Annotated in this window: 12 protein-coding genes and 1 pseudogene; 9 read left to right on the top strand and 4 right to left on the bottom strand. The window is 71.5% G+C overall.

Annotated elements, in window-relative coordinates; translation table 11 throughout:
• Window positions 1–100: pseudogene (locus ABZ154_RS22250) on the top strand (glutathione peroxidase); the annotation flags it as partial.
• 13 nt (window positions 101–113) lie between these two features.
• On the opposite strand, the gene ABZ154_RS22245 reads toward ABZ154_RS22250, so the two are convergent.
• Window positions 114–1,340: an acyl-CoA dehydrogenase family protein gene (locus tag ABZ154_RS22245; RefSeq protein ID WP_356835144.1), complete on the bottom strand. Its 1,227-nt coding sequence runs from the start codon at window positions 1,338–1,340 to the stop codon at window positions 114–116.
• A gap of 186 nt (window positions 1,341–1,526) precedes the next feature.
• On the opposite strand from ABZ154_RS22245, the gene ABZ154_RS22240 reads away from it, so the two are divergent.
• The gene (locus ABZ154_RS22240; RefSeq protein ID WP_356835142.1) at window positions 1,527–2,201 is read left to right on the top strand and encodes a TetR family transcriptional regulator; all 675 of its coding nucleotides are present in this window, start codon (window positions 1,527–1,529) and stop codon (window positions 2,199–2,201) included.
• Here ABZ154_RS22240 and def read toward each other — a convergent pair.
• Complete coding sequence (def, locus tag ABZ154_RS22235) at window positions 2,198–2,749, bottom strand: peptide deformylase (protein WP_356835140.1); 552 nt, start codon at window positions 2,747–2,749, stop codon at window positions 2,198–2,200. The genes ABZ154_RS22240 and def overlap by 4 nt on opposite strands.
• Window positions 2,750–2,863: 114 nt before the next feature.
• On the opposite strand from def, the gene ABZ154_RS22230 reads away from it, so the two are divergent.
• The 7 genes from ABZ154_RS22230 to ABZ154_RS22200 all read left to right on the top strand — a co-directional run bounded on the left by ABZ154_RS22230 (window position 2,864) and on the right by ABZ154_RS22200 (window position 9,345).
• Complete coding sequence (locus tag ABZ154_RS22230) at window positions 2,864–4,102, top strand: MurT ligase domain-containing protein (RefSeq protein ID WP_356835139.1); 1,239 nt, start codon at window positions 2,864–2,866, stop codon at window positions 4,100–4,102.
• A gap of 34 nt (window positions 4,103–4,136) precedes the next feature.
• Window positions 4,137–4,865, top strand: coding sequence for a glutamine amidotransferase (locus ABZ154_RS22225; RefSeq protein ID WP_356835137.1), 729 nt, complete (start codon window positions 4,137–4,139; stop codon window positions 4,863–4,865).
• A gap of 143 nt (window positions 4,866–5,008) precedes the next feature.
• Window positions 5,009–6,034: a 6-phosphofructokinase gene (locus ABZ154_RS22220; protein WP_073881335.1), complete on the top strand. Its 1,026-nt coding sequence runs from the start codon at window positions 5,009–5,011 to the stop codon at window positions 6,032–6,034.
• Between the two features lie 110 nt (window positions 6,035–6,144).
• Complete coding sequence (locus ABZ154_RS22215; protein WP_356835135.1) at window positions 6,145–7,092, top strand: cytochrome c oxidase assembly protein; 948 nt, start codon at window positions 6,145–6,147, stop codon at window positions 7,090–7,092.
• 66 nt (window positions 7,093–7,158) lie between these two features.
• Window positions 7,159–7,317: a hypothetical protein gene (locus ABZ154_RS22210; RefSeq protein WP_167405160.1), complete on the top strand. Its 159-nt coding sequence runs from the start codon at window positions 7,159–7,161 to the stop codon at window positions 7,315–7,317.
• 193 nt (window positions 7,318–7,510) lie between these two features.
• A complete protein-coding gene (locus ABZ154_RS22205; RefSeq protein WP_356835133.1) occupies window positions 7,511–8,227 on the top strand; it encodes a lysophospholipid acyltransferase family protein in 717 nt (238 codons plus the stop codon).
• Window positions 8,228–8,313: 86 nt separating this feature from the next.
• Entirely contained in the window at window positions 8,314–9,345 is a 1,032-nt protein-coding gene (locus ABZ154_RS22200; RefSeq protein ID WP_356835159.1) for an NAD-dependent epimerase/dehydratase family protein, read from the top strand.
• Between the two features lie 248 nt (window positions 9,346–9,593).
• Here ABZ154_RS22200 and ABZ154_RS22195 read toward each other — a convergent pair whose 3' ends face one another.
• Window positions 9,594–10,391: an urease accessory protein UreD gene (locus tag ABZ154_RS22195; RefSeq protein WP_356835131.1), complete on the bottom strand. Its 798-nt coding sequence runs from the start codon at window positions 10,389–10,391 to the stop codon at window positions 9,594–9,596.
• The gene (gene ureG, locus ABZ154_RS22190) at window positions 10,388–11,065 is read right to left on the bottom strand and encodes an urease accessory protein UreG (RefSeq protein ID WP_356835129.1); all 678 of its coding nucleotides are present in this window, start codon (window positions 11,063–11,065) and stop codon (window positions 10,388–10,390) included. Before ureG ends, ABZ154_RS22195 begins: the two co-directional genes overlap by 4 nt.
• Window positions 11,066–11,069: the final 4 nt, after the last annotated feature.

Raw genomic sequence — 11,069 nt, 5'->3', positions numbered from 1 at the left:
GGAGCCGGGGAGCGCCGAGGAGATCGAGACCTTCTGCTCCACGACGTACGGCGTCACCTTCCCGCTCCTGGAGAAGATCGAGGTCAATGGGGCGGCCCCCTTGCGTGTGTACGTCAGCGGATCGGCATACCCGACAGTGTCCGGGCGATCACCAGGCGCTGGATCTCGCTGGTGCCCTCGAAGATGGTGTAGATCGCTGCGTCCCGGTGCATCCGCTCCACCGGGTACTCCCGGGTGAAGCCGTTGCCGCCGAGGATCTGGATCGCCTGCGCGGTGACCTTCTTCGCGGTCTCGCTGGCGTAGAGCTTCGACATGGAGCCCTCCGCCGACGTGAAGGGCTTCCCGGTGGTCGCCATCCAGGAGGCGCGCCAGACCAGCAGCCGGGCCGCGTCGATCTGAGTACGCATGTCGGCGAGCTGGAAGGCGATGCCCTGGTTGTCGATGATCGGGCGGCCGAACTGGCTGCGCGTCTTCGCGTAGTCGAGGGCCACCTCGTACGCCGCTCGGGCGGTGCCCACGGCCATGGCGCCGACGGCCGGGCGGGAGGCCTCGAAGGTGGCCATCGCCGCGTTCTTGACGCGCTCGCCGCCCGACCTGGCGCGCTCCCGGGCGCGGGCGAGCCGCTCGTCGAGCTTCTCCTTGCCGCCCAGCAGGCAGTGGCCGGGGACGCGGACGTCCTCCAGGACCACCTCGGCGGTGTGCGAGGCACGGATGCCGTGCTTCTTGAACTTCTGGCCCTGGGAGAGGCCGGGGGTGTCCGGCGGCACGATGAAGGAGGCGTGGCCCTTGGAGCCGAGGTCCGCGTCGACGACGGCGACCACCACGTGGACGTTGGCTATGCCGCCGTTGGTCGCCCAGGTCTTTGTCCCGTTGAGAACCCACTCGTCCTTGGCCGCGTCGTAGACCGCGCGCGTGCGCATCGCGGCGACGTCGGATCCGGCGTCGGGTTCGGAGGAGCAGAAGGCGGCGACCTTCACGTCGTTCGCGTCGCCGTACATCTGCGGGATCCAGGTGCCGATCTGCTCCTCGGTACCGTTGGCGAGGACGCCGACGGCCGCCAGGCCCGTGCCGACGATGGAGAGGGCGATACCCGCGTCACCCCAGAAGAGCTCTTCCATGGCCATGGGGATGCCGAGCCCCGTAGGGTCGAAGAACTGCTGGGCGTAGAAATCGAGGGAGTAGATGCCGACCTTGGCCGCCTCCTGGATGACGGGCCAGGGCGTTTCCTCGCGCTCGTCCCACTCAGAGGCCGCGGGGCGGATCACATCCGCCGCGAAGCCGTGAAGCCAGTCACGGACCTGCTTCTGGTCGTCGTTGAGATCGAGCGTGAACTCGGCCATGTTCCCCTCCATGCATTGCCGTGAGAAGCATGCGTTACTTGCGGTAACCGCAGTCTGTTACCGGACAGTAGCCGCTGTCAACCGCCCCGGAGCTGATCGACAAGGGCGCAGGGCGTGGTGTTACGTTGCGCAGGCGCGAAGAAGCAGACGTGAAGAAACAGCATGGCCAGGGGTGGGAGAGACGACATGGAGACCACACGCGGCGCCGAGCGACAGCGGACCGCGGCCGAGGCCCGTCGCCGCGAACTGCTCGAAGCAGCGGACCGGGTGGTGCTCAGGGACGGCCCGCAGGCGTCGATGAACGCGATCGCCGCCGAGGCCGGGATCACCAAGCCCATCCTCTACCGCCACTTCGGCGACAAGGGCGGCCTCTACCGCGCGCTGGCCAAGCGCCATACCGACGCCCTTCTGAGCGCCCTGCGCGCGGCCCTGGACGCCCCCGCCGAGCGACGGGCGCGGGTCGAGGCCACGCTCGACACCTATCTCGCGGCGATCGAGGCCCGCCCGCAGGTCTACCGCTTCCTGATGCATCCGTCCGACGACTCCGCCACCTCCGCGGAGGCCGCCCTCTCCGCCGAGCAGGGCTTCGACGTCGGCCGCCACTCCGCCCCGCTGCTGCGCCGCCTCGGCGAGGAGCTGGGGCAGGTGATCGTCGAGCGCGTGGACCTGGGGCCGGACGGCGAGCAGATGGCGCGCATCTGGGGCCACGGCATCGTCGGCATGATGCACGCGGCGGGCGACTGGTGGCTCGCCGACCGGCCCTGCTCCCGCGAGCGGCTGGTGCGCAGCCTCGCCGACCTGCTGTGGGGGCGGTTGGCGGAGGCGGGCGACCGCGACGTCAAGGGCGGCCCGGGGTTCTAGGCCCCGTCCTCGCGGGCCCACGGCGCCCGGCGCGCCGCCCGCAGCGCCCGGGACCGCCGCAGGCCGGTCAGCCGGTCGGTGTAGACCATGCCCTGCAGGTGGTCGCACTCGTGCTGGAGGCACCGGGCGAACCACCCCGTTCCCGCGATCCGCACCGGCTCACCCGTCATCGTGAAGCCCTCGACCACCGCGTGGTCGAAGCGTTCCGTGCCCGCTTCCAGACCCGGAAGTGACAGACAGCCCTCCGGTCCGCGTACGGTGAGTCCGTCCGCCTCGACCAGTTCGGGGTTGACGACGTGTCCCAGATGACGGACGTCGTCGTCGTCCGGGCAGTCGTAGACGAACACTTTGAGCGGGACGCCGATCTGGTTGGCGGCGAGCCCGACACCCTGCGCGGCGTACATCGTGGCGAACATGTCCTCGACCAGCCTCGCGAGCGAAGGCCCGAACTCCGTGACGTCCTCACAGGCGCGGTGGAGCAACGGGTCGCCGAGCAGACTCATCTCACGGACGAGTCCGGAACTGCCGGGGATCGGGCGGTTTCGCATGGCGGCAAGCGTACGTTCCGCCGCGGCCGGTGAGTTCCCGTGGTGCCGCGGTGCGGTCGCCGCGCCGGACATCGATAGGCTGGGCGCGGACCGATGCAAGGAGGATCTAGGACGATGGCAGGCAACACGGAGCCGTTGTCGCCGCGGGCCAAGCTGGCCGTGACGGCGGGCAAGGCCGCGGCGGCGGTGTCACGCGCCGCGGGGCGGGGCAGCGGGTCGGTGATCGGCGGCCGGGTGGCGCTCAAACTCGACCCCGACCTGCTGGGGCGGCTGGCGCAGCACCTGGACGTGATCCTCGTGTCGGCGACGAACGGCAAGACGACGACGACCCGGCTGATCGCCGAGGCACTGGGGGCCGCGGGGCCCGTCGTGTCGAACGCGCTCGGCGCGAACATGCCCGCGGGCATCACCTCGGCGCTGGCCGGCGGCTCGGACGCGAAGTTCGGCGTGATCGAGGTCGACGAGAAGTATCTCGCCGGCGTCGCCCGCGACACCACCCCCAAGGCGATCGCGCTGCTCAATCTCTCCCGCGACCAGCTGGACCGCGCGGCGGAGACCCGGATGATGGCCGAGCACTGGCGCGAGGGCCTCTCCGGCTCCAAGGCCGTGATCATCGCCAACGCGGACGACCCGCTGGTCGTCTGGGCGGCCTCCTCCTCGCCCAACGTGGTGTGGGTGGCGGCCGGTCAGGCGTGGAAGGACGACGCCTGGTCCTGCCCGTCCTGCGGCGGTGTGATGCAGCGCCCCGGCGAGGACTGGTTCTGCGGGCAGTGCGGCTTCCGCCGCCCCGCCCCGAGCTGGGCGCTCAACGGCGACTACGTCCTGGACCCGCACGGTTCGGCCTGGCCGATCCATCTCCAGCTGCCCGGCCGCGCCAACAAGGCGAACGCCACCAGTTCGGCCGCCGTCGCCGCCGTCTTCGGTGTGCCGCCGCAGGTCGCGCTGGAGCGCATGTACCAGGTGCAGGCGGTCGCCGGACGGTACGACGTCGTCACCTTCCAGAACCGTGAGCTGCGCCTGCTGCTGGCGAAGAACCCGGCCGGCTGGCTGGAGACGTTCTCGCTGATCGACCCGCCGCCGACGCCGGTGATCCTCTCCGTCAACGCCCGCGGCGCGGACGGCACGGACACCTCCTGGCTCTGGGACGTGGACTACACCCAGCTGGCCGGTCACCCGATCTTCGTGCTCGGCGACCGCAAGCTCGACCTCGCGGTCCGCCTCGAAGTGGCCGGTCTCGACTTCCGGGTCTGCGAGAACCTCGACGAGGCCGTGCAGTACGCCCCGCCCGGTCGCATCGAGGTCATCGCCAACTACACCGCCTTCCAGGATCTGCGCCGTCGTGTCGGCAACTGACCCCGGCCCCGGCCACCTCCGGAGAGGACGAAGCATGAGCAACAACGGTCTGCGTCTGGTCTGGGTCTACCCCGACCTGCTCAGCACCTACGGCGACCAGGGCAACGCCCTGGTCGTGGAGCGGCGGGCCCGGCAGCGCGGTCTGGACGTGCAGCGCGTCGACGTGCGCAGCGACCAGCCGGTGCCGACGTCCGGCGACATCTATCTGATCGGCGGCGGTGAGGACCGGCCCCAGCGCCTCGCGGCGGAGCGGCTGCGCCGCGACGGCGGGCTGAGCCGGGCCGCCTCCAACGGCGCGATCATCTTCTCGGTCTGCGCGGGCTACCAGATCCTCGGCCACGAGTTCGTCAACGACCTCGGTGAGCGCGAGCAGGGCCTCGGTCTCCTCGACGTGGTCTCGACCCGCGGCGAGGGTGCCCGGTGCGTCGGCGACGTACTGGCGGACATCGACCCGCACCTCGGCCTGGAGGCGCTGACCGGCTTCGAGAACCACCAGGGCGTCACCCATCTCGGCCCGACGGCACGGCCGTTCGCCCGGGTCCGGCTGGGCCGGGGCAACGGCACCGGGGACGGCACGGAGGGCGCGTACAACGACACGGTCTTCGGGACGTACATGCACGGCCCCGTGATGGCCCGCAACCCGCAGATCGCCGATCACCTGCTGAAGCTGGCGCTCGACGTGAACGCGCTGCCGCCCACGGACGACCGCTGGTACGAGGCGCTGCGCGCGGAGCGGATCGCGTCGGCGACACAGCCCGCCTGATGAGGGGTTTTCCGCTCGGTTGAGCGGAGTCCAGCAGGCGGACGGACGGTTCGGTCCCGCCACCCTGCGCCGGTAGGGTGGCGGGGATCCAACCGGACGACGTGGTCCGGTCGTCGACTTAACGTTGCAAAGGTTTCCGGGCCATGCGCATTGGCGTACTCACCTCCGGCGGCGACTGCCCCGGCCTCAACGCCGTCATCCGTTCCGTCGTGCACCGCGCGGTGGTGGACCACGGCGACGAGGTCATCGGCTTCCACGACGGGTGGAAGGGCCTGCTGGAGGCCGACTACCGCAAGCTCGACCTCGACGCCGTGGGCGGCATCCTGGCCCGCGGCGGCACGATCCTCGGCTCCTCCCGGGTCCAGCCCGCGCATCTGCGGGACGGTGTGGAGCGGGCCCGCGGCCATGTCGCCGACCTCGGCCTGGACGCCATCATCCCGATCGGCGGCGAGGGCACGCTGAAGGCGGCCAACCTCCTCTCCGAGGCCGGGCTGCCCATCGTCGGCGTCCCCAAGACCATCGACAACGACATCGCCTCCACCGACGTCACCTTCGGCTTCGACACCGCCGTCGGCGTCGCGACCGAGGCGCTGGACCGGCTGAAGACCACCGCCGAGTCCCACCAGCGGGTACTGATCGTTGAGGTCATGGGGCGTCACACCGGCTGGATCGCCCTGCACTCCGGGATGGCGGCCGGCGCCCACGCCATCGTCGTACCCGAGCGCCCCTTCGACATCGACGAACTGACCGAGCTGGTCGGCAAGCGCTTCTCGGCCGGCAAGAAGTTCGCCATCGTGGTGGTCGCCGAGGGCGCCAAGCCGCGCGCGGGCTCCATGCAGTTCGAGCAGGGCGTCAAGGACATCTACGGCCACGAGCGGTTCGCCGGGGTGGCCACGCAGCTCTCCGGGGAGCTGGAGCAGCGGCTCGGCAAGGAGGCCCGCCCGGTCATCCTCGGCCACGTCCAGCGCGGCGGCACGCCGACCGCGTACGACCGGGTCCTGGCGACCCGGTTCGGCTGGCACGCGGTGGAGGCGGCGCACCGGGGCGAGTTCGGGATGCTGACCGCGCTGCGCGGCACCGACATCGTGATGGTCCCGCTGGCGGAGGCGGTCGAGACGCTGAAGACGGTCCCGGCCGAGCGGTACGCCGAGGCGGAGTGCGTGCTCTAGCACCTGGTCCCCGAGAACTGCCCCCGGCCGCGAGCGCGGTCGGGGGCAGTTCTACGCTGTACCGGACAACCGGCACGAAACGGGGACGTGTCCCCATCGGGAGTGAACAGATGGACCACAGCGGGCACGGCATGAACATGGATCTGCCGCCGTTCACGCTGGGACGGGGGCTGGAGCTCTCCGCCGACCCGTTCTTCCTGACCGGCTGTGTCCTGGCGCTCGCGCTGTACGCGTACGGCGTGGTGCGGCTGCGTCGGCGCGGGGACGGCTGGCCGGTCAACCGGATCGTCTTCTTCGTCATCGGCGTGCTGAGCGTCGCCCTGGTGATGTGCACCAGGCTCAACGACTACGGCATGGTCATGTTCAGCGTGCACATGGTGCAGCACATGGTGATCAGCATGCTGTCGCCGATCCTGCTGCTCCTGGGCGCTCCGGTGACGCTGGCGCTGCGCGCACTGCCGCCCGCCGGGCGAGGGCGGACCGGGCCGCGAGAGGTGCTCCTGAAGCTGCTGCACAGCCGGTACATGAAGATCATCACGCATCCGGCCTTCACCATCCCGCTCTTCATCGCGAGCCTGTACGCGCTGTACTTCACGCCGGTCTTCGACTTCCTGATGGGCTCCAAGCCCGGCCACATCGGGATGATGGTGCACTTCCTCGCCGTCGGCCTGGTCTTCTTCTGGCCGATCATGGGCGTCGACCCCGGTCCCCACCGGCCCGGTTATGTGATGAGGATGCTGGAGCTGTTCGCCGGGATGCCGTTCCACGCGTTCTTCGGGATCGCGCTGATGATGGCGAGCACGCCGATGGTCAAGACGTACGAGAACCCGCCCGCATCCCTCGGTATCGACGCCCTCACCGACCAGAACTGGGCGGGCGGCATCGCATGGGCGTTCAGCGAGATCCCCTCGGTGCTGGTCCTGATCGCGCTGGTCTACCAGTGGTACCGCTCCGAGCAGCGCACGGCCAAGCGTTCGGACCGGGCCGCCGACCGCGACGGCGACAAGGAGCTGGCGGCGTACAACGCCTATCTCGCGTCATTGCAGGCGCGACAGTAGCGCGAGGGGTGGTGTCGGGGTGACCATGGGGACAACGGCCGCGCGGCCGACGAGGAGGGTGCGCGCATGTCCGGATCGACGAGAACCATGGGATATCTGACCGTCGGGGCGCTGGTCACGGTGACGGCGTACACGGTGGCACTGGGAAGCAGTGGCTGGCTCTGGTTCGGCTGGGTGGTGCTGGGACTGTGCACACTCGGCATGCTGGCCACCCAGGACACCTGACGGCCGCGCCAGGACACCTGACCGTCGCGCCGGACACGCCTGACGGGCCCGGTGGCGGGTACGAGCCCGGGTGACCGGTTCGCTACGGTCGCACGGTGATGCCGGGGACCTAAACTGTCGGTCCCCGGCACGACCATGACCTGGTAGTACGCAGCCCTGACGCCGGCCCGGCAGAGCGAGGTGCACCCACAAGGTGTTTTATTACGTCCTGAAGTATGTCGTGCTGGGACCCGTGCTGCGGGTGCTGTTCCGCCCTCGTATCGAGGGCCTGGAGAACATCCCGGAGGAAGGCGCGGCGATCGTCGCGGGGAACCATCTCTCCTTCTCCGACCACTTCCTCATGCCCGCCATCATCAAGCGCCGCATCACCTTCCTCGCGAAGGCCGAGTACTTCACCGGCCCGGGCATCAAGGGCAAGCTCACCGCCGCCTTCTTCCGCAGCGCGGGGCAGATCCCGGTGGACCGCTCGGGCAAGGACGCGGGCCAGGTGGCGATCCGCGAGGGCCTGGGGGTGCTGGGCAAGGGCGAGCTGCTGGGGATCTATCCGGAAGGCACCCGCTCGCACGACGGCCGGCTCTACAAGGGCAAGGTCGGGGTGGCGGTCATGGCGATCACCGCACAGGTGCCGGTGGTCCCGTGCGCCATGCTCGGGACATTCGAGATCCAGCCGCCCGGCCAGACCCTCCCGAAGATCAAGCAGGTCGCGATCCGGTTCGGTGAGCCGCTGGACTTCTCGCGGTACGCGGGCATGGAGAACCAGAAGGCCGCGATCCGGGCCGTGACGGACGAGATCATGTACGCGATCCTCGAACTGTCCGGCCAGGAGTACGTGGACGAGTACGCGGCGAAGGTGAAGGCCGCCGAGCAGGAGGCCGCGCCGCCGAGGAAGTTCCCCAAGCTGCGACGCTGAGGGCGGATTCGCCACCGGCAGAGCGGGCTGGTCCGGCCGGGCCCGCTCCCCCTAGCGTCGTCACCATGAACCAGGGACACGCATGGGTGCTGGGAGCGACAGGACAGATCGGGCGGGCCGCGGTGAGTGCGCTCGCCGGGGACGGCTGGGAGGTGACCGCCGTCTCGCGCGGCGGCGGCCGGGACGAGCGGTGGGGTGACGGGGTCCGCGTCCTGGCGCTCGACCGGGACGAGGAGGGCGCGCTGGAGAAGGCGCTCGGCGAGGGCTGTGACGTCCTGGTCGACATGGTCGCCTTCGGCCCGGCGCACGCACGGCAGCTGACCGGGTTCGTCGGGCGGGTCGGTTCGGCCGTCGTGATCTCCAGCGGCGCGGTGTACGAGGACGACCGGGGCCGCAGCTTCGACACCCAGGAACAGCCCGACGGCTTCCCCCGCTATCCGGTTCCTCTGCCGGAGACCCAGCGCACGGTGGAGCCGGGGGACACGACGTACGGGACCCGGAAGGTCCTGCTGGAGCGTGAGCTGCTGGCGGCGGGCGACGCGCTGCCGGTGACCCTGCTGCGGGCGGGCGCGGTCCACGGCCCGCACTGCCGCACACCGCGAGAGCTGTACTTCGTGAAGCGGCTGCTCGACGGGCGCCGGCGCCGGGTCCTCGCGTACGGCGGCGAGAGCCGCTTCCACCCGCTCCACGTCGAGAACGCGGCCGAGCTGATCCGGCTGGCCGCCCGGCGGCCCGGTTCGCGGGTGCTCAACGCGGCTGACCCGCAGGCGCCGACCGTGGCCGAGATCGGGGTGGCGATCGACGCGGTGCTGGGCCGGGAGACGGAGACGGTCCTGGTCGACGGTCCGGCACCCGAGGGGGGCGTGGGCGAGACGCCGTGGAGCGGGGCCCATCCCGTCGTGTACGACATGACGGCGGCGGAGCGGGAGCTCGGGTACCGGCCGGTGACGGGGTACGTGGAGTCGCTGCCGGAGACCGTCGAGTGGCTGGCCGGGGAGCTGGCGGGGCGGGACTGGCGGGAGGCGTTCTCCACGATGGCACGGAACTACGGGGAGGTGCTCTTCGACTACGCGGCGGAGGACGCGTGGCTGGAGGCGTACGACCGGCGCCGGCGCTGAGGTCCCTCCGGACCCCGGCCGAACACCGGCACGGTCACCCGGCCGCACTGAACGGGGTGGCCAGGCCCCCGTCCTCCGGACGGTTCTTCCGGTCGGTCCCTGTCTTCGCCGACCGCTCGGCGGCGATCCTGACGCCGCGCGCCTTCGAGCCCGCCCGGTCGTGGTGGCAGCCGGTGCGGCTGTCGCTCCCGCGACGAGTGTGCCGGCGATCAGCGCCCCGCGCGCGCCGAGCAGTGAGGAGAGTCCGCTCAGCGGACCCAGCCGCCGCCTGCCTCTGGTTCGAGGCCGTCCAGCAGCTCGCGCATCGCCTCGTCCAGGACCGCGCGCAGCAGGCGGGCGTCGGCGGCCACTGCTGTGACGAGGACGGCGGGTCCGGCCAGCGGGGTGAGGGCGGCGGTGGGACCGAGGAGGCGGGCGGGGAGCGGGGCGCCCTCGAAGGAAGGGTCGGCCAGGAGGAGTTGGCCCACCGCGCGGTGGCCACCAAGGACCGCGGGACCGTCCCAGCCGCCGCGGGCGCCGGGCCCGTACGCCAGTTGCTGGTCCAGGAGCGGGCGGCCCGCCCGGCGGACGGTGAGCCGGGTGGTGAGGGCGCCGGTGGGTTCGCCGTGGCGGCCGAGGACCTGCTCCTCGCGCAGCAACAGCCGTGCGGAGGGCGCGATGTCGACCCGGGTGGTCTGGTGCAGGTCGCTGCCGTGGGCGGAGACGAGCTGTTCGGGCAGCCAGCGCAGGGCGGCCCCCTCCCCCACCCTCAGGCTCACCGTGTACGTGGACGGCTCGCCGTCGGACCGCGCGCCCGGCAGCGCGACGGTGGCCGCCGCCGCGTCGACGGTGAGGCGCGCGCCGTCGGCGGCCTCCGCCTCCAGGGTCAGCCGATCGCCGTTGAGGGGTGCGCTCATGGCGCCGACGACGGTGGCCCGGGCGTATCCGGCGAACGGTGAGCGGGTGCGGCGCAGCGCGAGCGGGCCGTCGCTCTCCAGGACGGGCAGCGCGGTCCCGCCCCGCCCGTCGGGCTCCGCGCGGAGGCGGGCGGTGGCGTGGACGCTCATGCGGTCCAGGCGGAGAGCTGCGCCCGCACCCAGTCGGCGACCGGCCCGACCCCCTCCGCCGAGGTCAGGGAAGTGAAGAGTACGGGGAGTTCACCGCGTTGCTCCTTGGCGTCCCGGGCCATCCGCCGGAGGTCGGAGCCGACGTAGGGGGCGAGGTCGGTCTTGTTGATGACGAGGAGGTCGGCGGTGGTGACACCGGGGCCGCCCTTGCGCGGGATGTCGTCGCCGCCCGCCACGTCGATGACGAAGACCTGGGCGTCGACGAGCCCCTTGGAGAAGGTGGCGGTGAGGTTGTCGCCGCCGGACTCGACGAGGATCAGGTCGAGCGGGCCCACCGCGTCCTCCAGGTCCTCGACGGCTTCGAGGTTGGCGGAGATGTCGTCGCGGATCGCGGTGTGCGGGCAGGCCCCCGTCTCCACCGCCTGGATGCGCTCGGGCGGCAGGACGGCGTTGCGGAGGAGGAAGGCGGCGTCCTCCTGGGTGTAGATGTCGTTGGTGACGACGGCGATGGAGAGCCGGTCGCGCAGCTCGCGGCAGAGGGCGGCGACGGTGGCTGTCTTGCCGGAGCCGACGGGGCCGCCGAGTCCGATGCGCAGGGCGCGCCGGGTGCCGTCGGGGCGGGTGGCGTCGGCGCTGACGGCGGCGGGGCCGTCGTGGGTGTGGCCGAGGTGCATGGTG

The organism is Streptomyces sp. NPDC006261, from assembly GCF_040613515.1.
Lineage (GTDB): Bacteria > Actinomycetota > Actinomycetes > Streptomycetales > Streptomycetaceae > Streptomyces.
The sequence above is the reverse complement of the archived record's forward strand: the minus strand, read 5'-3'. Positions and strand labels throughout refer to the sequence as shown.

What these genes read in the sequence shown, in the direction of transcription:
- ABZ154_RS22245 (WP_356835144.1), bottom strand. Translation starts at nt 1,340, where the DNA reads ATGGCCGAGTTCACGCTCGATCTCAACGACGACCAGAAGCAGGTCCGT.
- ABZ154_RS22240 (WP_356835142.1), top strand. Translation starts at nt 1,527, where the DNA reads ATGGAGACCACACGCGGCGCCGAGCGACAGCGGACCGCGGCCGAGGCC.
- def (WP_356835140.1), bottom strand. Translation starts at nt 2,749, where the DNA reads ATGCGAAACCGCCCGATCCCCGGCAGTTCCGGACTCGTCCGTGAGATG.
- ABZ154_RS22230 (WP_356835139.1), top strand. Translation starts at nt 2,864, where the DNA reads ATGGCAGGCAACACGGAGCCGTTGTCGCCGCGGGCCAAGCTGGCCGTG.
- ABZ154_RS22225 (WP_356835137.1), top strand. Translation starts at nt 4,137, where the DNA reads ATGAGCAACAACGGTCTGCGTCTGGTCTGGGTCTACCCCGACCTGCTC.
- ABZ154_RS22220 (WP_073881335.1), top strand. Translation starts at nt 5,009, where the DNA reads ATGCGCATTGGCGTACTCACCTCCGGCGGCGACTGCCCCGGCCTCAAC.
- ABZ154_RS22215 (WP_356835135.1), top strand. Translation starts at nt 6,145, where the DNA reads ATGGACCACAGCGGGCACGGCATGAACATGGATCTGCCGCCGTTCACG.
- ABZ154_RS22210 (WP_167405160.1), top strand. Translation starts at nt 7,159, where the DNA reads ATGTCCGGATCGACGAGAACCATGGGATATCTGACCGTCGGGGCGCTG.
- ABZ154_RS22195 (WP_356835131.1), bottom strand. Translation starts at nt 10,391, where the DNA reads ATGAGCGTCCACGCCACCGCCCGCCTCCGCGCGGAGCCCGACGGGCGG.
- ureG (WP_356835129.1), bottom strand. Translation starts at nt 11,065, where the DNA reads ATGCACCTCGGCCACACCCACGACGGCCCCGCCGCCGTCAGCGCCGAC.